The organism is Pseudoalteromonas luteoviolacea CPMOR-1 (genome assembly GCF_001625685.1).
GTDB classification, from domain to species: domain Bacteria; phylum Pseudomonadota; class Gammaproteobacteria; order Enterobacterales; family Alteromonadaceae; genus Pseudoalteromonas; species Pseudoalteromonas luteoviolacea_K.
Map to the genome: position 1 here is coordinate 1 of NZ_AUYC01000063.1, position 22725 is coordinate 22725.

General features: G+C 41.8%; 17 protein-coding genes. 5 read left to right on the forward strand and 12 right to left on the reverse strand.

Annotated features, from left to right (window positions below; genetic code table 11):
* From N473_RS21970 to N473_RS21985, 4 genes are all read right to left on the reverse strand, one after another.
* The coding region (locus N473_RS21970; RefSeq protein WP_155735701.1) for an SdrD B-like domain-containing protein at positions 1-4867 on the reverse strand (4867 nt) is incomplete at its 3' end.
* A 186-nt stretch (positions 4868-5053) separates the two neighbouring features.
* Entirely contained in the window at positions 5054-7150 is a 2097-nt protein-coding gene (locus tag N473_RS21975; protein ID WP_196766455.1) for an ATP-binding protein, read from the reverse strand.
* 162 nt (positions 7151-7312) lie between these two features.
* Positions 7313-7912 (reverse strand): response regulator transcription factor, encoded by a 600-nt coding sequence (locus N473_RS21980; protein WP_063369809.1) that lies wholly within the window; start codon positions 7910-7912, stop codon positions 7313-7315.
* A gap of 9 nt (positions 7913-7921) precedes the next feature.
* Positions 7922-9031: a sensor histidine kinase gene (locus tag N473_RS21985; protein WP_081221362.1), complete on the reverse strand. Its 1110-nt coding sequence runs from the start codon at positions 9029-9031 to the stop codon at positions 7922-7924.
* Positions 9032-9153: 122 nt separating this feature from the next.
* Here N473_RS21985 and N473_RS21990 point away from each other — a divergent pair, with 122 nt between their 5' ends.
* The 3 genes from N473_RS21990 to N473_RS22000 all read left to right on the forward strand — a co-directional run bounded on the left by N473_RS21990 (position 9154) and on the right by N473_RS22000 (position 12123).
* Complete coding sequence (locus N473_RS21990; RefSeq protein ID WP_063369810.1) at positions 9154-10014, forward strand: DMT family transporter; 861 nt, start codon at positions 9154-9156, stop codon at positions 10012-10014.
* Positions 10014-10721, forward strand: a complete 708-nt coding sequence (locus N473_RS21995; protein WP_063369811.1) for a glycerophosphodiester phosphodiesterase — start codon at positions 10014-10016, stop codon at positions 10719-10721. The genes N473_RS21990 and N473_RS21995 overlap by 1 nt, the downstream gene beginning before the upstream one ends.
* Before the next feature lie 196 nt (positions 10722-10917).
* Positions 10918-12123, forward strand: coding sequence for a methyl-accepting chemotaxis protein (locus N473_RS22000; RefSeq protein ID WP_063369812.1), 1206 nt, complete (start codon positions 10918-10920; stop codon positions 12121-12123).
* 44 nt (positions 12124-12167) lie between these two features.
* Here the strand turns inward: N473_RS22000 and epmA are convergent, their stop codons facing one another.
* Both epmA and efp read right to left on the reverse strand, forming a co-directional pair.
* Positions 12168-13142 carry an elongation factor P--(R)-beta-lysine ligase gene (epmA, locus tag N473_RS22005; protein WP_063369813.1) on the reverse strand — a complete coding sequence of 325 codons (975 nt, stop codon included), beginning with the start codon at positions 13140-13142 and terminating at the stop codon, positions 12168-12170.
* 86 nt (positions 13143-13228) lie between these two features.
* Positions 13229-13795, reverse strand: coding sequence for an elongation factor P (gene efp / locus N473_RS22010; protein ID WP_063363379.1), 567 nt, complete (start codon positions 13793-13795; stop codon positions 13229-13231).
* Between the two features lie 41 nt (positions 13796-13836).
* Between efp and epmB the strand changes: the two genes are divergently transcribed.
* Positions 13837-14850, forward strand: a complete 1014-nt coding sequence (gene epmB / locus N473_RS22015) for an EF-P beta-lysylation protein EpmB (protein ID WP_063369814.1) — start codon at positions 13837-13839, stop codon at positions 14848-14850.
* A 20-nt stretch (positions 14851-14870) separates the two neighbouring features.
* Here the strand turns inward: epmB and N473_RS22020 are convergent, their stop codons facing one another.
* A complete protein-coding gene (locus tag N473_RS22020; RefSeq protein WP_039608091.1) occupies positions 14871-15080 on the reverse strand; it encodes a hypothetical protein in 210 nt (69 codons plus the stop codon).
* A 72-nt stretch (positions 15081-15152) separates the two neighbouring features.
* On the opposite strand from N473_RS22020, the gene N473_RS22025 reads away from it, so the two are divergent.
* On the forward strand, positions 15153-15446 hold the full coding sequence (locus N473_RS22025; protein ID WP_039608090.1) for a hypothetical protein: 294 nt from the start codon (positions 15153-15155) through the stop codon (positions 15444-15446).
* A 24-nt stretch (positions 15447-15470) separates the two neighbouring features.
* Here the strand turns inward: N473_RS22025 and N473_RS22030 are convergent, their stop codons facing one another.
* The 5 genes from N473_RS22030 to lexA all read right to left on the reverse strand — a co-directional run bounded on the left by N473_RS22030 (position 15471) and on the right by lexA (position 21888).
* Entirely contained in the window at positions 15471-15968 is a 498-nt protein-coding gene (locus N473_RS22030; RefSeq protein ID WP_081221364.1) for a DUF3016 domain-containing protein, read from the reverse strand.
* Between the two features lie 127 nt (positions 15969-16095).
* Entirely contained in the window at positions 16096-19155 is a 3060-nt protein-coding gene (locus N473_RS22035) for an efflux RND transporter permease subunit (protein WP_063369816.1), read from the reverse strand.
* A complete protein-coding gene (locus N473_RS22040; RefSeq protein WP_063369817.1) occupies positions 19152-20225 on the reverse strand; it encodes an efflux RND transporter periplasmic adaptor subunit in 1074 nt (357 codons plus the stop codon). The genes N473_RS22035 and N473_RS22040 overlap by 4 nt, the downstream gene beginning before the upstream one ends.
* 16 nt (positions 20226-20241) lie before the next feature.
* The gene (locus N473_RS22045; RefSeq protein ID WP_063369818.1) at positions 20242-20940 is read right to left on the reverse strand and encodes a DUF3313 family protein; all 699 of its coding nucleotides are present in this window, start codon (positions 20938-20940) and stop codon (positions 20242-20244) included.
* Positions 20941-21276: 336 nt separating this feature from the next.
* A complete protein-coding gene (lexA, locus tag N473_RS22050) occupies positions 21277-21888 on the reverse strand; it encodes a transcriptional repressor LexA (RefSeq protein WP_039608086.1) in 612 nt (203 codons plus the stop codon).
* Between the last annotated feature and the right edge of the window lie 837 nt (positions 21889-22725).

The window sequence follows — 22725 nt, forward strand, 5'->3', positions numbered from 1 at the left end:
CATCTGCATTTGATTCAATCAAGCCTGTGAAGCTGAACGCACCGCTCGCATTCGTCACTACACTTTGATTTACCGTTTGGCCATATTTATCCGTACCCGTGATAGTCACGATGATGTCTTTCAGAAGCTGATCATTGGCATCAACAACACCATCTTGGTTTACGTCCATGAACACAGTACCCGCAACCGATTTATCACCTATCAGAAGCTCTGCAAATGAGTGTCCTTGTGATGCCGACCCAGATGTAAGTACAATATTGGTAATTTCATCGGTACCTTGGCTATTGGCCAGTACACTTCCAGATCTCGCCTCTTTACCATCTCGGTAACTATTCAAAGCCGATTGAGCTGGCTGGGTCAATTTATAAGTGCCAGGTACTAGGTCATAGAATACAAATTGACCATTGGCATCTGATGAAACGCGTTGTTGAGCAATCGCTTGTCCACCAGCAGTTACACCATCCAGTAGCACCTCAATACCAGACAAACCAGTATCAACACTGCTGTCAAAAAGACCGTTATTTACTTTATCAACAAATACATAGCCAGATATTAAGCCTTGGATCACTTCCGTGGAAGACGTGGCTTTATTGTTTAACTTGTTTGTATCAAAGCCCTGTGTTTCTACCCAAGCTTCATTCACCACAATATTATTGCTAGGGAGCGCATTGAGTGTAACCGGGATACTGATCTGCACTGTTTCATTCATCTCAATCAGCGGAATATTACAGCGAATAAAATCAGTCAATGTACCTGTACTAGGCGAATTTGCTCGAGAATTAGTACAGCTACCTGATGATGTCACCGCATTGCCTGCGACGCTCAGATAGCTTGGAAGATAATCGTAAAGTACGTTGTCAGCGCTGTCACCTGGACCGGCATTACTGAGCGTAAATTGATAATTAAACTGGCTACCCAATGCCACTTTATTCAAAGAAGCTGTTTTGGTCAGCGCTAAGTCTACAGCGATACGAATAGATGTTTTTTCACTCTCATCGTTGTTTGCCGTAATTAGGTCTTTTTCATTTGAAAAAATAGACGCACTGGTTGTCGCAACTTCACCAGTCGTTGATGGGCGCGACAAAATCTTAAAGAACATATAGCGGGTATAAATTGCTGACTGACCGCCAGTATTCTCAAGCAATTCATTTTCTGCCAAAGAAGAGCTACCATTTTCTGGCCCTAAACAGTTAAAAGTGGTTTGAGTATTAAAAGTCAGGTTTTGATTATCACAACGCGCAGTCACTGCACTACAGGTTGCGTTAGAGCTACTGTCACATAAAAATTGAAGTTGTTTCGAACTATTGGCTGGAGAAATGGTAAAGTTGTAACCAACACCGCTTGCCACAGAGGTTTCACCATTATTATCCGTCAAATACTCTAGGTCGACTTTATAAACCACCACATTATCGAGTGTTGCTGGAAATGAGCCTGGTGTCGGGTACCAAGCTAATGGATCACTGATATCATTGTTTTCAATTTTCAGGTTAGCTTCACGAATTTGTACAGTTAAAGCCTTATTGAAGCTATTATTCGCGGTGTCACTATCTAATGACATATTTGAAGCGGATATTTGGCTTGTACTCTCTAATACCCAATCTTGACGATCAGAAGCACTTTTTGGGCGGATTTGGATAGTAACACTTTGCACTTCATTGCTTTCTAGCGACCCAATACTACAACGTAAAGTCTTCGTCGCTTCTGTGTATGCACAAATATTACTTTGCCCAGCCCGAGAAAAGCTATTGCTTACATATTGATACTCTTTGCCCGTTGGTACATTAAAAGTATGCTCTAGCACCACATTAGTTGCTGCAACTGCACCAATATTGGCAATATGGATCGTCTGTAAGGCGATATCACCACTTAAAACCGTTGGCTTCGCATACACAACATTCGTCACTGCCAAATCAAATAATGACTGTGCTGTGGTCGTCGCACTAGCCGAGTTATTTGCTGTATTCGGATCGATATGTGTATTGGATGACACTTCTACGGAGTTGACAACTTGGCCATTGGTCGTGACAAAAGGCCTAGCAACCGTCAATGGAATCGTCAAACTGTCATTGAGGGCAAATGTTTGACCGGTCTCCAAACGGCAAGTGATGGTCGTTTGTGTGTTTTCGTATTCTCCGGTATCAGCTCTAACACACGAAAAACGTGCACCAAACGTACTATTTACAGATGATGGGAAGGTGATCCCTGTCTCTTTATTGCCTTCTCGTGATTTAAATGTCGCATTGAAAGTATCAACAATAGTGAGTGAGTCAACATCCACTCCCACAATGTTGGAACCGGACAAGTTTCTGGCTGTGATCTGATAATTTATTTCATTTTGAGAGGTCGTAATACTGCTCGTATTCGCCACTTTTTGAATACTTAAATCAGCACTCAAGGCACTTTTAATTATCGCAGATGCGGATGCTTCACCTGGCGCACCACCGGCGTCGGTGACCGTCGCGGTGTTTTGTAAATCCCCCACTGACGTCGCTCGGGTGGTGATAGTCAAAGTCGGCGCAGTCCCAGACAAAGCAATACGGCTTGTATCTGCATTTTGATACAGACAAGTCACCTTACCACCACTGCCATCTGCTAATTGCTCCGAAGCACTACAAGACCAGTTGGTACCATAGCTGCCATTAGCAATAAATGTTTCTCCACTTGGCAGGGCATCTACCACAGTTACCTTACCAAGCGTTGTGCCATTGCCTGTGTTTGAAACCACAATGCGATTGATAATCTCACCAGCTTGATCAACTAAACTGGTGCTGGCTGTCGTTGATGCTGATTTTACTTTTGTAATACCAAGCTGCACAGGATTACGGGGATGCAGTCCCCAACCTTCAAAATTAGCAGTGTAGTCGACGCCACCCACTGTCATAGTCGCTGTGTTTTTAGGCCTATATTGACTCTCTGTACCCGTATATATCGGCGAACGCGCTTTTATCAATATCTCAACAGTTTCATTCGCACCAATTTCAGAGCCAATACAAGTGACCTTTAAATTAGTGATAACACACCAATCAGCCACTGTTTGCCAAGATCCATTGCTGTATTTACGCGTTGCAGTAGAAAGAGGGGTGTAACCTGATGTATTGGCAAAGTCATCTTCGACTTTAATACCGCTTGCAGCTCCACCGCCTGAGTTGACTATCTTGATAGAGTAATAAAACTCTTTATTCATATAGTTAATGTTAGAACCCCAGTTCAAATCTGAGGATTTAGTGATACTGAGATCTGGCGCTCTATCCAAAATTGTAAAGCTGGCATTATCACTGCTCGACTCTCGCCCACCATGCGTAACAGCTGCCCAATTGACAGCACTTTGACTCACGGCTTTTGCTTTTGTTTTAATCGTCATTTGCCAAATTTGTGATTTAGCGAAGCTGCTTGTAATAGGCGTACAATCAAGCCTCTGTGCATTGCCTGAGTTCAAAGCACAAGTAAAATGACTCGAACTGTAACTCACGTAGCTGAGCGAGTCCGGCAACGTATCTATCAAAGATTCAATGGTCGTCGTCTCTGATGTATTGGTCACTGTAATTTGGAAATCTATCTCATCGTTAACGTAATAAGTGGTGCCATTTAGCAGCGCTTTATTAACTGAGACGAATGAAGTCTGAGCAATGCTTGTTTTTATACTCGCACTGGCTTTATCGTTTGCCGTATTTAAATCTAACAGATCAGAGCTCACTTGCGCTGCGGTCGAAAATGTCGCCTCAGATGCGGGCGCATTGGCATAGATTCTGACTACAGCGCTGTCATTTTTCACCATAGCACTTGTCGATTGACAAGTAACCACGAGCGAAGTGACATTACATGACCAACCGGAAGGAGCTTGGGCTGTGATATTACTCATACCACTTGCCAATGTCGTGCTCAAATACGCCGTTGTTACTGAGCTTGGGCCTAAGTTAGTAACAGTCACATCGTAGTAGTGACGTTCATTAACTTGTAAATTTAAAGGCCCATACCACGAAGGTGTGCCATCGGCTTTATATTGCTTTACCGCAACACTTAAATCTGCATTAGGGTTAATAGACGTATTCACAGATGCTTGATCATTTGAGGCATCTATTTCCGCAGTATCACTACTGATACTCGTACTTGCTGTAACAGTTCCACTGCTGACCTGATTAACACGAGCTTGAATATTTAATGTCGATGATGCTCCTGAAGCAAATGTAGCGATTGTACAGGTGAGTGTTTGACTGCCCGAGCAGCGCCAGCCGTCAAAATCTACAGTGCTGGCATTCTCCCACGATGTAAAGCTTGGTAAGTTGAGCTTTACGACTGCATTAGCCGCTGCATCAGGTCCATTATTCTTCACACCGATTTGATAGGTAAAAAGCGTGTCTAAGTTAACTGACACAGGGTTTGCTAACAGTGAAGTGACAGCTAAATCGACACCGGCCACAATAGACGTATTCTGAGTTTCAGTGTTGTTGAGTAACTTATTACTTGATTCATTGTCCGCGCTAATACGTACACTCGGCTCTATGGTATCGCCTGTCTGAGCGGATGTTTTAATGGTTACTTGCAGTGAATCACTGACTCGCCCAGATAGTTGGCCAATTGGACAAGTTAATTTACTTTTAGTTATACCGCCATCTTGATAGTTAGATTGAGTACAGGACTTAGAGCTGGATACGAAGCTCGTCGTTTGTGGTAAAAAGAATTCGACAGATACGTTATTGGCGGTATCTTCTTCAGAATTAGTAAACTCAAGGTTATAACGCACCTCACCACCTCTAGGTACAGTGGTATCTAAATCCTCGAAAGTAGAGATTTGTAGATCAACTGCAAATGTGAAGCTTGCAAAAAACAGAAAAAACCATGAGAAAAACGAAAATAAAAACTTCTTCAATTTCAATAACCCGAACAATATGCCAACACTCTGTCCGCTTTCACTGTGATACTAATGAAAACGGATGAGAATTTTATTGAATATGGTTACTGTAATCCAGTGTAATTTCCCTTTTATAACAACATTTGTAAACAACAACAGGACCCAAACAAGGTAAAATAACAACCTAAGAATTAGTTGAATATTTTATTGCAATACTTTTGAGTGGTATTCAGATAATTTATATGCACTTTGCTTAGCTAAGCTGTGTAAAGACTGCCAATCAGCTCCTAGTGAATCGAACATGGATAGACGTACATCTTGGAGCGCAACATGTAGCATGCTCATCCCAAGTGCACTTGCCTCCTCTTCTAGTTGAATTAACTTCTCCTCCAAAGCTTCAAACGCTTGAATATCAGCTAATCCGCGAAGTTGAGCAAACTCATAGTCTAAACGGTCACTTAAATACATTAACTTCGCATTGAGTACTTGTGCACTCATGGTTTTTGCAAGTGCATCAATAACAGCATAATCCAGAATATTTTGCTCGTCTAAAAAATGCTTAGCAGGCATGAGTAATTGGCAAAGCAATTTCTCTAAGCGTACTTGTTGAATTGGTTTTGCCATGAAAAACTCAATACCCGCTTCTGTGTAAGCCAACTGAGATTGCTCGTCTACATCCCCTGTGATAGCCACGACTGCGGGCGCCTGTTGAAACTGAAATTGCTTGAAAACGGTTTGGTACCAATCTAGTCCATGGCCATCGGTTAAGTGCATATCGAGGAAAACAACATCAAATTGCCTGTCTCTGAGCGCCGACTCTGCAGCAGACAAGGTCGCCGCAATCTCATAACTTAGCCCTAACGAGGCCAAAAAGTGCCTCAATATTTCTTGGTTAAGCTGATTATCCTCAACAACCAAAATATCACCACACAACTGAACTGCGGTATAGTCTTCAGATAAGTTTCCTTTCATTGCGTCCTGTTTGGTGTTGGATTGAACCAACTCAATATCAAAATAAAAGCAGCTACCTTGCCCCACCTTACTGGAGACGTGGAGCTGGGTACCTAGTGCTTCCAATATTTGCTGACATAACATCAAACCGACTCCGGCACTTTGCGCAATTGAGCGAGCAGGGTCGAAAGAAGAGAAAGGTTGAAATAACTGTTCTACCTGACCTTGCGTCATTCCCTCACCAGTATCTGTCACTTCAAAGCGAATGACACTGCTTTGTTCACAACTACTTTGCTGTTTAATGGCAAGCGTAATATCCCCATTTTCAGTGTACTTAATCGCGTTAGACAGCAAATTTTTGACCACCAGCCCAATGCTATCTTGATCAACTAAAAACATTTGATCACTTGAAAAACCCGTTAAGTGAGTGCACAAAGAGATTTCTCTGTCTTGAACTAAAGGCTGAAATTGTATGGTTAGAAGCTCAGCAAATTGCGCCAAGTTTAATGGCATTTGCTTGGAAGACTTTCCTCTTGCGTTAAGTAAGACCTGATTTGCCAAATCTGCCAGTGACATCGCCGTAGAAATGATCACATCGCAATACTGACTATATTTTAATGGCTCTCTCGGGGCTTGCTTAATTAATTCTGCATGGCCGACAATCGCGTTTAAAGGCGTTCTTAACTCATGACTGAGTAACGTTAGAAAACGCTCTTTTTTTTGTGATTCTTTTTTTGCGTTTGAGGTGAGTTCGGACAATTGTTGCTCTTTTCGACAACTACATAATAAGCACAGCGAGAAACACAAAATTAAAGGCATTACAATGACAGACAAAGAGAAAAACTGATTCACCCAATTATTGGTTCCCAATGTATCTGTGTGTTCAAAGTTACCTAACATACCTAACCGCAAAGTAAAGACACTCAGCAAACATAGACACGCAATCGCAAACGTCCAATGGGCAGGAGAAAAAGACACCACGTTCTTATTTTGACCCACATATAAGGCCCTCAAACAGAGCACCATAGCCAGCAGCCACACTAAGTAATTAACAACCACTCTGACTAAGAAGCTCGGTTCAATAAACGTAAAATAAACAAAACTTGGAAAAAACACACTTGCTAGCATGTACCAGGGGAGATGATAAGTACGAACCAAGAAAAACCTCTCAACCCCTCGGGTTAACATAAATAACCCACAGAGGATAAGGGTGTTTGGTACCATGATAGACCAAATTGGTGACAGTGATAATGATGCTTGAAACATACATGCGATCGCGGCACAACATACAAAACCAAACCATAAGCGGGTGCCAGGTGTGTGTTTGTGGATCAACCAATTGACCATCATAAACACGGCACATACGCAGGTAGTTAACGCCAAAATTTGTAATAAGAGTTTTGGATCGCCCATGAATGAAAAGTTACAATATTTTAATTTATTACTAGTATTATATTACTAATAAAAACCACTAATAAAGGGAAAACTACCATTTATAGGGGCAAAATTAATTTATAGCCAACCCTTTTGTTTAGCAATACGTGCCGCATCGATACGATTTGTCGCATTTAATTTAGCAATTGCATCTGATAAATAATTTCTTACAGTACCTTCACTCAAGTACAAAGACGCTGCAATTTGCTTCGTTTTAAAGCCCTCACCTGCCAGCCGTAACGCTTTTCTTTCTTTGTCAGATAGCGGATCACTGTCATTAAGCGCATTCATCGCTAGCTCTGGATCAATGACTTTTTGTCCAACGGAGACTTTCTTCAATGCATTTATCAAATAATCACTCGGTGCTTCTTTGAGAATAAACCCCTTCGCATTAGCCTCCATTGCACGGCGAATATAGCCACTGCGAGAAAATGTCGTCATGATCACAACTTTTACTGTTGGGTATTTTTTTTGTATTTCCTGCGCCAGATCTAGCCCGGTTACCTTAGGCATTTCAATATCACTAAGCACAATATCTGGCGTTTTGTTTACCAAGAACTCAAGCGCTTGTTGACCATCTTCAACTTGGCCGATCACTTCCAATCCAGGTTCCAAACTCAACAATGCCGAAATGGCATTTCTCACTAATGCTTGGTCCTCAACCACTAAAATTTTCATTTCTACTCCTTATTTTGGAAGTTGCGCCACCAGCTTATAACCATCTGATGTCGTCACCTGAATATGGCCGCCAAGCTCTTCAATACGAGACTTAATCCCACGTAACCCATTGCCCCAGATAACGGTGCCTATTTGACCATCATCTTCAAAAATGAGTTGGTGATAATTGCTTTGCTCATTGAGAGATATTTTTATCTCGGTGGCATTACTGTGTTTGAGCACATTCGTTACCGCCTCTTTAGCGACAAAGCAAAAGCAACTTTCTTTTTGTGCAGAAATATCCCCACATTCAACCTCTTTGTGAACTTTAACGCCTTTATCCTGTAAGCGAGATGCCATCACATCCAATTGCGCTGTTAGCCCGAGCTGCTGCATACCGGATACCGCTTCTCTTACCTCAGATAAGGCAACTCGCGCAAGCTTAGCAACTTCTTGTGCTTCCGTTTCCGCATTATCCAACAAGCCTGCTGCAATAAACTTACCCGCTAACTCTGACTTTAACGAAATGGAACTGAGCGAATGTCCGAGTAAATCATGTATGTCCCTCGCAATCCGTTCACGCTCAGCAATCTTTGCTAATTGCTGGATCTGCTCTTTACTTTGCCGTGTCTCGTTGCTGTGGATCCTATCTTTATATTCTATGTACCCAAAACTAAATAACCCTAAGGAAACCACCAACGCTGGTCCAAGGAAATACGCCCAGTTATCAACCGAAATAAACAACACCGTCACCACAGTAATGGAGAGCACAAGCAACGCAAACATTAACCAACGAGCAAAGCCCAGAAAACAAAACCCGATAAAATATGCAATATAGCCAAATAACGTACTCGTTCCTGGCGTTAACTGTGTGGCCAATATGCAGATCAATACCATGATGATAATGAAGGGAAGTACTTTATTCGACGGATATTTCAGGGCTTTACAGTAAACAAATGCAAATACGATATACGCGAGTAACTCATATGCAATTTCAGCATATGTATGTATATTCCAGCTTCGATACAATGGGAAAAAATAAAATACTGAAAAAAATAGGTGACCATAGTTGCCCAAAAAATGCCTGCTTGGTCTCGCAATATGCATTGAATGTGTAAAATGTCCGACGCCGAGATTCATGCCTGTTACTTTTCTAAGGTATATAGAATGTGATTTTTAATTTAACATGCTCGTGCTGAATCACTCAGTGACAGTTGTCACTTAATTCAAATAAATTTAGCAAACAATAAAAGATAAAAACTATGCAGCAACATCAATCGGCACTTATAAACTTACACCTCGCTGTTTTTCTGTTTGGCGGCACCGCTCTGTTCTCTAAGCTCATCGCGCTCCCTGCACTTGATATTACAGTTTATCGCACAGCTATCGCATTTATTGCATTAACGATCATCCTCAAAATGCAAAACAAGCACCTTAAGCTCAATCAGAAAAAAGACTATTTTATTGTTATCGGGTTAGGCGTCATTATTGGTATTCACTGGGTGACCTATTTTGCCGCGATGCAAATGGCAGGCATTGCCACAGGCATCATTGCTTTTTTTACTTACCCTGTGATCACTGTTTTGCTAGAACCATTGTTCAATAAAACGCGTCTAAAACTTACCGACTTACTGATTGCTACCATGGTGATTTTTGGTATTTATTTAATGATGCCAAATACTGATTTAGGCGACCAAGTGACTTTCGGGATTTTAACCGGTGTGCTGTCTGGCGCCTTTTTTGCCATGCGTAACCTGCTACAAAAAAAGTACTTTTCACAGTATGGAGGCCCCCATACGATGCTTTACCAAACTTTAACCGCCGCGGTTGTTTTGTCTATGTTTGTTGACACTCCGCCAACGAGCGTGCCGTTACAGGACATCTACTATTTACTCTTGGCCGGCGTAGTATTCACAGCAATCCCCCACTCATTATTTGCCAGTAGCTTACGCTATTTGAGCGCAACCACAACCGGACTAATTTCATGCTTACAGCCCTTGTATGGCATTGTATTGGCTTATATGCTGTTATCTGAGACAACCAGTATGACAACACTTATTGGCGGTATCTTAGTAGTCAGTGCCGCTTTTTATGAAACTTGGTCAATAACAAGGAATAAATGATGATCCAAGTATTTGCACACCGCGGAGCCAGCGGCATGTACCCCGAGAACTCGCTAAGTGCAATTAGCGCAGCTTTAGAGGTAGGTGTACATGGTATAGAACTTGATGTACAAAGCTGTCATGATGATTATGCCATTATCCACGACACTTGGTTAGACCGAACGACAAATGGTAAAGGCATGGTCAGGCATGCGTCGAGAGCAGAGTTAAATAAACTGGATGCAGGCAATGGTGAGGGGATCCCAACACTGCAAGAAGTATTCAATTTAATCGGTAAGCAAGCGGATATTAACCTCGAATTAAAACACACATACAGTTTAGATAAATTTGTCCACTACATTGAAAAAAATGTACAAGAAGGTGTCATTGAGCGCTCACAACTCATCCTATCTTCATTTGATCACCACCAGCTAGTTTGGCTAAAACAAAAACTACCTTGGGTCAAAATTGGGGCGTTAACGGCCTCAATCCCACTTAGCTATGCTGAATTTGCGCAACGCCTCCACGCCTATAGCATTCATGTCGACAAAAATTTCATTAACCATGAATTTGTTAACGATGCAAAGCAAAGAGGTTTAAAGGTTTATACTTACACCGTGGATAAACAACAAGACCTAGAGCAAGTGCTTGAGATGGGTGTAGATGGGATATTTAGCAATTATCCGTGTCATGCAAAAATGGTCATCAATAAATGGCAAAACAAGTAACGTTTCTAGCCATTTTTGAATAAGGCTCGCTATTTTACAAAAAATAGCGTTTAGTTGGGAAACCAACGCTTACAAGCTTAAATAATTCCACTAAATGGTATACTTTAATAAGACTGATCGTAAATTTCTGGCCAGAACTATGGATTTAGTCAGTATTTACCCAATTGGCGAGTGATAGCCTATGACGAGTTTGTACATGCGGATATATAATTTAATTGAAGAGTCTTTGTTTTATACATTAACCCGAAAAATTTTCGGTAACCTTGGGTTTTTATTTGTATTTCAACTACTCACTTTAGGCTGGCTCTATTCATATTTGAGTGACTCTGGTAGCAAATTTGGTGGTTTTTGGCTACTCGCATTCGCATCTGTCGCCGCTTTCATATTCACCTTCTTTTACATGCGCTTTTTGATCGTACGCCCAGTGCAGGCTATGCGAGACAGGTTAGAGCAAATAAATCGCCAAGATGGAAATTTATCAGCGCAGCTTCCTCAATTTACTTATGATGAATTTAGAGATCTCAGTGCGCAATACAATACTTTTACTGCTCACCTAGGTGAACTGTTAGGGAATACCTATAAAAGCGCTGAAGCCGCCACGGCGAGCAATCAGCAAGTGACCTACTCTATGACCAACACGGTATCCGTGGGTGCACAGCAAATTAACCAAGGCGACACCATTATCGCAGCCAGCGATCAGGTAACACACAGCCTACAAAGTATTGTCAGTAATACCGACCAAGTTTATCAAGCCAACACAGAGAGCTTGCACTTTGTTAGAGGCTCATCGCAGTCTTTATTGACGCTGGTCAGTGAAGTGCAGCAGATCACATCATTGCTGGGGAACTTCTCAACCACGGTCGCTGGACTCAAAGAGAATAGCGACAATATCCGTAATATTCTCAAAATGGTTGAAGAGTTTTCTGACCAAACAAACTTACTTGCATTGAATGCTGCAATTGAGGCTGCGCGTGCCGGTGAAGCAGGTCGTGGATTTGCGGTCGTCGCCGATGAGGTGAGAAACTTATCGGTTAAAGTGAATGATGCCACAAGGCAGATCAGCGACTTTATCAACCAAATGGATCACCTTGTCAGTGAAACACATCAGGAGTCTGAACAACTGATCTCTCATTCAAGCGGTGCAGAAAAAGCCATTAGCGAGACTTCTCAAGGTTTTGCTGATATGAGTGAGGACTTTGAGCGCAACCAGTCACAGCTAGAAGAAATTGTCAGTGCCGTACATCAGCTGGAAGAAACACAAAACCACACTCATCAAGCTGTGCAGCAAATTGTCGAATTAGGTCAATCAGCAAAAGAGCAATTAGATACTGCACTCAGTGACTGTCAACATGCTCACCAGCTTACAGCCACCACACAAAAAGAGCTGCAGCGATTTGTCTAGTAAAAAGCTCAGCAAATGCTGAGCTTTTTTGTATCCACCGTACTTTAAGCACGTTCAATATCAAAGGCAATTACTTCCTTTATTTCGCGCTTGCCTGTGGCCAGCATCACCAAGCGGTCAATGCCCAATGCAACCCCCGCACAATTAGGCAAGCCTTGAGCTAATGCGGCTAAAAAACGCATATCTTTATCTACAGTAGGCAAATTCATTTGCTGACGCTGCAAGTTATCTTCATCAAAGCGCTTGCTCTGCTCATCAGCATCAGTCAGTTCATTGAAACCGTTAGCCAGTTCCATTCCTTTATAGTAGAGCTCAAAACGGCCGGCCACTCGGGGGTCTTGTTCATTTAACTTTGCCAATGCAGCTTGCGATGCAGGAAAATGGTACACAAAGCAAGGCACATCTTGACCAATCTGAGGTTCAATTTCCATGCAAAATAGCAGCTGCAACAAAGGGTCAATTGTCGTTTCTTGATCAGCAATGTCTTGATAGCCATACTCTGCACAGACAGCTTTCAATGACTCCAACTCTATCGATAAAGGATCGATGGACAAATATCGCTGGAATGCTCCTTGGTAGCTTATTCTTTGGGCTTTATCACAGGATAAAATACACTGCATAAGCGCATCAATTTCATCCATTAATAAATACTCATCAAACCCCGGGCGGTACCATTCGAGCATGGTGAATTCTGGGTTATGATGACGGCCTGACTCTTCGTTTCGAAATGCTTTACTAATTTGATAAATCGCACCACTGCCTGCTGCAAGTAAGCGTTTCATCGCAAACTCGGGGGAAGTCTGTAAATACAGAGGCAAACCTTGAGCATAACTCGGCCCAACAAACTGCGTTGAGAATGTCGCCAAATGGACATCCGTCACTGACGCCTGACTTAAGCTCGGCGTCTCCACTTCATAGACATCACGCTCAGCAAAAAATGAACGGATACTTGCCAGCACTTTAGCACGCTGTTTAAGGGTTTCAATTTGCGCACTCGGCGCCCACTTCACCTCATTCATGGGTTACCTCAGATAATATTGATAACGACAAAAAAAATCTCGACCGAAGCCGAGATTTTCTTACGTCAAAGTGATTAAGTAAATAATTACTTAACGCGGCTCACGTATTCGCCAGTACGCGTATCAACTTTGATCACTTCACCAATTTGTACAAACAGTGGTACACGTACAACCGCACCGGTTGTTAGTGTAGCTGGCTTACCACCTGTACCCGCTGTATCACCTTTTAGGCCAGGATCTGTATCTGTGATCTCTAGCTCAACAAAGTTTGGGGGGGTTACTGCAATTGGGTTACCGTTCCACAATGTGATTGTACAAACGTCGTTTTCAACTAACCACTTTACATTGTCACCCAATGCTTTTTCATCAGCTGCGATTTGCTCAAATGTGTCGTTGTTCATGAAGTGCCAGAACTCGCCATCTGTATATAGATAAGCTAGATCAGTTTCCATCACGTCTGCGCCTTCCACAGAGTCGCCAGATTTAAACGTTTTTTCTAATACTTTTCCTGAGATCAACTTACGGATCTTAACGCGGTTGAAAGCTTGGCCTTTACCTGGTTTAACCATTTCGTTTTCTAGGATCGTACAAGGCTCGCCATCCATCATAATTTTTAGGCCGCCCTTGAACTCGTTGGTGCTATAATTCGCCATCGTATCCTCTAATCATCGTATTTCGAGTAATAAACCTGCTAATGATACAAATAAATGAAGTAAATTTGCATAGTAACTGGCAAAAAGAATTGGCAAATGTCGTTACTTGCCCAGATACACTACTCAATATGTTGGGTTTGGAGACCCATTTTAGTGCAAAAGACCTTGCTGCGAAGCGGCTTTTCCCTGTTCGTGTGCCAAGACCCTTTATTGCCAAAATGCGCTACGGTGATCCCAACGACCCACTGTTATTACAAGTGATGCCGCTGCATCAAGAGTTTATTGCTGCCTCTGGATTTAATAAAGACCCACTGGAAGAGCAAGATGCACCAGTGCCGGGATTGCTACATAAATATCAATCTCGGGTGCTGTTAATGCTGAAAACAGGATGTGCAGTTAACTGCCGATACTGCTTTAGGCGTCATTTCCCCTATCAAGATAACCAAGTCAACAAGCGGGCGCTTGCACCGATATTTGAGTACCTGGTTGAACATCCTGAAATTAATGAAGTGATATTAAGCGGTGGCGATCCACTGATGGCCAAAGATGACATGATCAGTTGGCTATTAGATGAATTAGAGGCATTACCCCAGATAAAACGTATTAGGATCCACAGTCGCTTACCCGTGGTTATTCCTGCAAGAGTGACCGATGCACTGTGTAATCGATTAGCAAACAGCCGTCTCAAAGCTATTTTGGTTAATCACATTAATCACCCAAATGAAATAGACGATGATTTTAAGGCTGCGATGAGTAAGCTTAAACAGGCCGGTGTCACACTGCTAAATCAATCGGTACTGCTCAAAGGGATCAACGATTGTGCTCAAACATTATCAGCGCTGAGCGAAGCCTTATTTGACAGTGATATATTGCCTTATTACCTACATTTACTCGATAAAGTTGAAGGTGCCAGCCACTTTGATATGGAAGAAACAGAGGCGATTGATTTGGTTGCACAAATGCTAGAAACATTACCAGGGTTTTTAGTGCCCAAGCTAGTGAGAGAAATCGGCGGCAAACAAAGTAAGACGCCGATTGATTTGCATTTAAATTAAAATGCGAACATCAACGTATATTAAGCATATACGTTGATGTTGTTGCCCAAGGTTGCCGTTACTGACTTAGCTGGAGTTTGCGCTGCCGCAGTACTCCCTGCTGATTCAATTAACGCGAGGGCTGCTCGTCCATCTGCCTGCTGTTGCTTTTTCGCCAGAGAAGCACTGTATACTTCGCCACCTGGACCAGCGCCAGACATAGCAGGAAGGTTACTTCCGGAAATATTCATAGGTATTCACCTGACAAGTTTGATGGATCCGAGTAAAATATCGGCCGATTTACCCAACACTTTAGGAAAAACATGCAAGCAATCATCGAAAAACTTAACGAAAATTTAAAAGTTGTTTATCGTCAAGCACTTGATGCAGATAAAAAATTAGATGAATTACAGCAACAAGGGCATGGAAAATTCACATCACTGTTCACTAAAGATGCTGGGTTTGGTTTTGAAGCTAAACGCTTTAAACCTTATGTACTTGATGTAGCAGCAGATGTCGATGCCTTAAGTCAATCAGAACAATTAGATGAAGATAAACTGAAGAAAACCGTATTTAAACTCCAGCAGTTACTGCAACTGCTGGCAACATTCAAATAAAAAAGAGCGCGTCAGCGCTCTTTTTTATTTACTCTTTGATGTGATTGCGGGAATTACCTCATCTTCAAACCAATCGCTTAATAACCGCTTATCATAGTAAAACTCAGTGTCTCTCCCGAATTTTATCCGATCCATAAAGCCCATATCTTTTAATATTTTAGATTGTGCTTCTACAATCACGTTGCCCGCCTTATCAGTCACGTTGTAGGCAATTTTTAAACGTGGAAAATAAATAGGTTTAATGATCCGAATGTCATTCATGTTAAATCTAACATCACCTGCTAAATCAACGTCTTCAAACGTCAGCGCTAACGTATAACCTTCTGGCATCTCTGACGCCAACTTACTCAAGTGGGCATCAAATTGCTTTGCAATACGCTTGTGATATCCGCCACGAGTTTCTTTTGCAGGGAATACATCTCTATACTCTTTAAAGTCTAGCCATGTCACCTTAGCCTCTCCAGCACTGGCCATCATCGGCATGAAAAGTGCCACAATTGCATATTTGAAAAGTTTCATCATTTACTCCTCTGGTTAGCCTGTGTGTTCATATTCTGCTCACTACGCTGAACGAAAACTTAAGGGTTACATTCATTAACAGGCTTTTACCGGCGTTCACCTCTTAAACTGAGTGAACGCCATATCACTACTAGTTTTGGACCTTTATTCTATAAAATAACGCATAGAGCACAGGCACAATACCAAGTGTTAGTAAGGTAGAAAATAGCAAGCCACCCATGATCCCAAGTGCCATCGGTTCCCACATTTCTCCGCCGCCCAAATACAATGGAATTAGACCAAATACAGTCGTCGCGGTTGTTAACAAAATCGGCCGCATACGCTGCTGTGCAGCAGAAATAATCCCTTCCACTGGGTTATTTGGTGTATTCTCGAGCTCAATTTTAATCCGCTCCAATAAGACAATCGCATTGTTTATCACTATGCCCGCTAATGAAATGATACCGAGTAAAGTCATAAAACCAAAAAATGATTGCCCTACTAGTAGACCCAAGATCACGCCAATAAATCCCAATGGAATTGTAGTCAGGACTATAATTGACTTACGGATCGAGTTAAATTGACCTATCAGCAAGATAACGATAATAAATACCGCTATTGGCATTTTATCTGCAATAGATTGATTGGCTTTACCAGAAGATTCAGCCTCACCACCTAATTCATATGAATATCCAAATGGCCAGTTTTGCTTTTGCTCTTCCAACCAAGGCACTAATGCCGCAAATCCTTCATTCGCAGTAATGCCATCCAGCTGTGCACCCACTGCAACGGTTTTTAAACGGTCGCGTCTTAAGATTTGAGCGCTTTCCCATACCACTTCTATATCTGCTACCTGCTTTAACGGAACCGATGCACCAGTGGCTTGTGAGTAAACCATCATGGCTTCTAATTTGCCAATGTCATCTCTATCAGCAGCCACAGAACGTAAGGTAACGGGAATTAATTCATTACCTTCACGGTATTGTGTGAGCTCCAAACCACTGAAACCGGTTTGTAATGAACTTGCGATATCTTTACTCGATACTCCTACACGTCGTGCACGTGTTTGATTTATTTTGATCTGTACCTTTTTGCTTGGTAAACCCCAGTCATCGCTGATTGCTTTAAGCCCCGGAGTCACCGCCATTTGCGCTTTTAACTGATCGACAATCGCCATCAAGGTCTCTTGGTCGTCACCAGAGAGTCGGATCTCAACAGGATTAGCTATCGGTGCACCATTTTCAATTTTTCTTTGCTTTATCAGTAAGTCTGGGTGTCTACTTAAGGCATACTGCTCAATATCCAGCATCAAATCATCAATTAATTGATAAGAAGTGGTACTGACAATCATCAACGCATAGTTTGAACTCGTTGGCTCTGGCGTATGGGTTAATAAAAACCTTGGACCACCATTACCGACATAACTGACCCACTGCGTGACGCCCTCAAAACGCTCACTAGAGACCAAAAGTTCATTTTGGATATAGGCTTCCATGTCTTTCACCAAAGCTTCGGTAGTTTCAAGTCGAGTACCGATAGGTAGCTCTAACTCTACCTTAAAATAGTCACGGTCCGATGGTGGAAAAAACAATTTCGGAATTAGCTGCATGCCCTGCAGGGCAATAAAAAATGCTGCCACGCAAGCCATCAGCGTGATCCAGCGGTGGCGGATCATGGTGGTTAAAAGGTTTTTATACGTTAAATAAACGCCCGTGTTGTAATCGGCAGCTTGTGATTTCACACGAGTAAAATACACACATAACATTGGGATCATGGTCATTGCCAATAACCAAGAGCATAACAGCGTGATAGTCACCACTTTAAATAGCGAAGCCGTGTATTCACCAGTCGATGATTCAGCCAAAAAGATAGGTAAAAAAGCAGCGCCAGTGGTCAATGAAGACACTAACAAGGGGACCTTTAATTCATCCGCCGAGTCAACCGCAGCATCTATCGCTGCCTTGCCACGCTCCATTTGTACCATGATGTTTTCAGACATCACAATGCCATTATCTACTAACATCCCAAGCGCGATAATGAGTGCAGCTAATGATATTTGGTCAATGCTGATATGGAAAAATGACATCACCAAAATACCAAACACCATGCTCATTGGGATAAGGCTCGCAACAATAAGGCCCGTTCTTAGCCCTAAAGTGAATAACATCACTAAGGTGACGACCAATACCGCTTGCAAAAGGTTTGAAACAAAGTCACTGACTTTTTGCTCAACTTCTTTAGGTAAGAAAGAGAGCAACTTAAACTCAACCCCAATGGGGTAGACACTCTCTAAATAGTTCAGAGTTTCTAACACTTGCTCGCCCAAAGCAATATTATTGCCGCCTTGACGCATTGAGATAGCTATTGTCAGGCCTTCGTCTAAACCGACTCGTACTTTAGATTTGGCAGGATCCACATAGTCACGATAGACGACAGCAATATCTGAAAGTAGCAATACCTGTTCACTACCAGGTACATTGATGATGGTATTGGCAATGTCTTCTACTGACTCAAAATTGCCACTCGGTTCAAGTGCGAGGGTTTCATCATTAATATATATCGAGCCACCAGGGTTCACTATATTGCGTGATGCCAGCTGTTCTTTCAGCTGATTCGGCGAAATGCCGAGGGCACCAAGCCGTGCATTTTCAAATTCAATAAATACACGCTGTTCTTGGTTACCATAAATTTCAACTTTTGCAGCCTCGGGTAAGCGTAGCAAAGTATCTCTCACCTGCTCAGCCACATCTTCCAATTCACGGTAGGTATACCCTTCAGCAGTCAGCCCAATAACAATACCGAACACATCCCCAAACTCATCGTTTACAATGGGAGTCTGTGCATCACTGGGTAAATCCTTCTCAATACTTTGGATCTTACGACGTAAGTTATCCCAAATAGGGCGCATATTCTTGTAGCTTTCTTTAATATTGACGCTAACAATAGATACACCTGTTTTAGAGGTGCTACTGACAAAATCCAATTCAGGGATCTGCTGTACTACTTTTTCGATCTGATCAGTGACAAGCTCCTCTACTCGCTGCGGGCTTGCCCCTGGAAAGTAAGTAACCACTTGCGCAGTTCTGATAATAAAACCAGGATCATAATCTTTTGGCATTTTATTGAACGAAATAATCCCAAAAAATAACAATGCCGCTATCAGTACCCAAGTTGTCCGATTATTTTCTAATGCAAGTCTAGTTATATTCACTGTGCCCCCTTGTTAAATTTTACAAGTTGGCCTTCGCTCACTTTACTCATGCCGGCAGTCACAATATAAGCACCTTCAGAGACACCACTGATCACAGGGAAGCCTAAGGTCGACACCTCACCAATCACAACAGGGTTTTTCTTAATTTTTCCTTGGCCTGCCCCAGCAGATTCTACTGTCCATACAAAATTACCAGATGCATCTTTTAACACCGTTTTTATTGGTAAATAGAGACCACTTTTATTTACATCAGCACCTTTGGCAAGCACTTTTGCAGTCATACCCGGTAAGATGTTGTAACCCTCAGGGCGCGTCATGCTAAGCGTAACTTCATAAGCTTTCGTTATCTCATCCGCTTGTGTGCTCACTTCAACAAAATCTAATGGAAATGTTTTATCAGGGATCCCTGAAAACTCTGCAATAATGTGTTTAGGCGCATCTTTTGAGACTTTAATCATTAAGCTCTCAGGCACATTAACTTTAAGTGTTACATGCTTGATATCTTGTAATGTTGCAACAACTTGTTTGGCTTGCACCTCTTCAAAACGCTCTATGTATGTACGCGCAACAACTCCTGAAAATGATGCTTTCAAGCTCGTGTATGATAAATTGTTTTTCGCATTTGCCAGTTTACTTTTTGCACTGGTAAAGTGGGACTGAAGTTGATCATAATCAGATTGAGAAATCGTGCCCGATTTAATGAGCTGTTTAGCTCGGCTAAAATCAGCCTGCGCCTTGTTATAATTGGCCTGCGCTTCATCTAATGACAATTTATATTCTGTAGCGTCTAACTTAGCAATAACATCACCAAGTTGAATTTCTTGCCCCTGCTTTACCAGCAGCTCTGTCACTTCACCCGGTACTTTAAATGATAGATCAGCCGAAGAAGCTGCATCAACTACCGCAGGGAATTCCACCAAAGGGCCATCAACTTGTGAAGAAAGCAATAATGTCCTCACAGGACGAAGCTGCTCTGATTGCTCTTGCTCTGATTTTTGCTCTGAACAACCAATTAATGCCAAGCAAAAAACTGCCATAACACCTAGCTGCTTGCCTCTTATTATCTTCATAAAAGCTCCTTTAGTTTTACTGAACATTACGATGTTTAGTCATCGCAGTAACAAAATTATTTATCCAAACGTCAAGCACAGCCTTAACTGTTGCTACATTCTCAGTTCCGTCCGCTTTTAGAACCGCATCCAATTCTTTGTGTGCCGTCATCATTACTATAGGGGTTTTGCTACTCCCTAAATAAAATGCTGACTCAAGAGAAACATGAGTGAGTGCCTCTGTTTGCTCTGTTGCAGCTAAATAAGCTGTTTTACCCGCGTTATACACTAACCGAATAGGAACAAAATCTCTTACCTGTAATGAAATTGGTTCAAATTGCACATCTGTAAAAGCACCTTCAATGGTGAGCACAGTTTCATCTGCACTTACAGGCTTTGTGGTGACAACTTTATAGTAAGGACTCAACTTGTCTTGCATTTGCGACTGCATGTAATGACTTAACTTAGCAACATGCTGAGGGTTAATATTTAAAAACTCAGATTCAGAGGCGTTAATCCACACTTCAAATTGAGGTATATAAAGCACCTCAATTTTACTTAACGCCTCACGGTTAAATGTGCTGTCGACGAATAAATTGGTGTCTTCATAATCATCAGAGGGGAGGAGTGTGTCATAATTAGGTAAAAAACCTGAACGCGTATTGTATGAACTTGATGCACAGGCAGATACAATGCATACCAAAACCACAATTAATACTACTTTAAACCAAGTCATAGGCTGCTCCATCTTCTAGTCAGTTCCAGTGGTTTTAACACAATCACAAGCAAACCTCTGATCTCTTTTGAAATCAAATGTAACTTGTGGATACAAATAAATTGTTAGTTATTTAATTTAAGACGACTAGCTCTGACTGCGAATCATGAATTTAGTGCAAAAAAATTTTTATTTTTTCTCAACGAACACGTATTCCAAAGCCAATGTTACAACTGTGTAACATAAGTATATGATATGAAAGTATAGCTTAAAAGAGATCTGTTAATTTATAAAAAGAAGTTTTGGGGAAAGAAGCTGAAATGTGAGATCCCAGCTTGTCAAAGCATAAGCAAAACGTTACAAGTTACCGCGAATAACACCAACAGCAAGACCTTCAATATTAAATACCTCTTGCTCTAGATCGACTTCAATCGGTGAAAAGTCTTCATTTTCTGCATGCAAAAATACTTTTTTACCGACTTTTTCGAATCGTTTAACGGTTACATCTTCCTCAACTCGAGCAACGACAACTTGCCCGTTATTGGCAACTTGAGTTCTATGAACAGCGAGTAAATCTCCGTCCATTATACCAATGTTTTTCATACTCATACCATTGACGCGAAGTAGGTAATCAGCAGAAGGCTGAAACATCCCAGGGTCTACTTGACAGTGATTTTCAATATGCTCTTGTGCTAAGATAGGCTCACCAGCAGCAACGCGACCGACTAACGGTAATCCAAGCTGCTCTGGCTCATCGGCCTCAACCAAACGAATGCCACGACTCGCACCAGGAACCATTTCAATGACCCCTTTTTTAGCAAGCGCTTTCAAATGCTCTTCTGCAGCATTGGCACTGCGAAAACCCAAAGATTCCGCAATTTCTGCTCGAGTAGGCGGCATACCTGTGTCTTTAATAAAAACTTTAATCAGTTCGAATACTTGTTCTTGGCGTTTAGTTAAAGGTCGCATATAACTGGTTTTCCATACAGTGCATTTACTGTGAGTATATACAGTTAAAATTAAATCGCAATGCTAAACGCCGAATACTTGAGCTAAATGAAAGACGATTACGATTTTAGCAATTAATGAACTGCGTCATTTTATGTTTGTGGGCCCATATATAATGAACATTAAAGCGCATATAAAATTAAAGTAAAAAAGCAGCAGATGATAGCTTTCAAAATTAATCCCGATAAAAGACTAAATCTAGTGATAAATTCAAGACCATAACAAGTGTTTATAATGGTAGTAGATACATTTTATTTTTTATTAAGGTATAAAGGGGTGTAAAAGGATATGAGGCTAAACGCAGTGAGTACATTTCTTTTGCGCAAGGTGATTAACGTGCAGAATGTAACGACAGTGAGCGAAGCGAGTACGTTCAATCTGCGTAAGTTGAAGTGAGCCATTTTAACCAAAGGCAATTGTAACACTGCACTCAACCTCTCCGTCACCCTGAACTCGTTTTAGGGTCTAAAGTTCAAAGCCTTAATGACAGTGAGCAAAGCGAGTGCGTTCAATTTGCGCAAAGTGAAATGAGCCGTTTTAATAAAAGGTAATTATAGCACTGCACTCAACCTTTCCGTCACCCTGAACTTGCTTCAGGGTCTAAAGTTCAAAGTCTTAACGACAGTGAACAAAGCGAGTGCGCTCTTTTTGCGCAAGGTGATTAACGTGCAAAATGTAACGATAACGAGCGAAGCGAGTACGTTCAATTTGTGCAAGGTGAAGTGAGCTATTTTAACCGTTGCTGAGGAAATGTATTTAGCAGGATGAAAGCGGTGTAGGTTGCTCCCTTCACCTTGC

Excerpts from the sequence above, each read along its gene's own strand:
- N473_RS21975 (WP_196766455.1), bottom strand. The coding sequence starts at position 7,150 with ATGATGGTCAATTGGTTGATCCACAAACACACACCTGGCACCCGCTTA.
- N473_RS21980 (WP_063369809.1), bottom strand. The coding sequence starts at position 7,912 with ATGAAAATTTTAGTGGTTGAGGACCAAGCATTAGTGAGAAATGCCATT.
- N473_RS21985 (WP_081221362.1), bottom strand. The coding sequence starts at position 9,031 with ATGAATCTCGGCGTCGGACATTTTACACATTCAATGCATATTGCGAGA.
- N473_RS21990 (WP_063369810.1), top strand. The coding sequence starts at position 9,154 with ATGCAGCAACATCAATCGGCACTTATAAACTTACACCTCGCTGTTTTT.
- N473_RS21995 (WP_063369811.1), top strand. The coding sequence starts at position 10,014 with ATGATCCAAGTATTTGCACACCGCGGAGCCAGCGGCATGTACCCCGAG.
- N473_RS22000 (WP_063369812.1), top strand. The coding sequence starts at position 10,918 with ATGCGGATATATAATTTAATTGAAGAGTCTTTGTTTTATACATTAACC.
- epmA (WP_063369813.1), bottom strand. The coding sequence starts at position 13,142 with ATGAATGAGGTGAAGTGGGCGCCGAGTGCGCAAATTGAAACCCTTAAA.
- efp (WP_063363379.1), bottom strand. The coding sequence starts at position 13,795 with ATGGCGAATTATAGCACCAACGAGTTCAAGGGCGGCCTAAAAATTATG.
- epmB (WP_063369814.1), top strand. The coding sequence starts at position 13,837 with ATGATACAAATAAATGAAGTAAATTTGCATAGTAACTGGCAAAAAGAA.
- N473_RS22020 (WP_039608091.1), bottom strand. The coding sequence starts at position 15,080 with ATGAATATTTCCGGAAGTAACCTTCCTGCTATGTCTGGCGCTGGTCCA.
- N473_RS22025 (WP_039608090.1), top strand. The coding sequence starts at position 15,153 with ATGCAAGCAATCATCGAAAAACTTAACGAAAATTTAAAAGTTGTTTAT.
- N473_RS22030 (WP_081221364.1), bottom strand. The coding sequence starts at position 15,968 with ATGATGAAACTTTTCAAATATGCAATTGTGGCACTTTTCATGCCGATG.
- N473_RS22040 (WP_063369817.1), bottom strand. The coding sequence starts at position 20,225 with ATGAAGATAATAAGAGGCAAGCAGCTAGGTGTTATGGCAGTTTTTTGC.
- N473_RS22045 (WP_063369818.1), bottom strand. The coding sequence starts at position 20,940 with ATGACTTGGTTTAAAGTAGTATTAATTGTGGTTTTGGTATGCATTGTA.
- lexA (WP_039608086.1), bottom strand. The coding sequence starts at position 21,888 with ATGCGACCTTTAACTAAACGCCAAGAACAAGTATTCGAACTGATTAAA.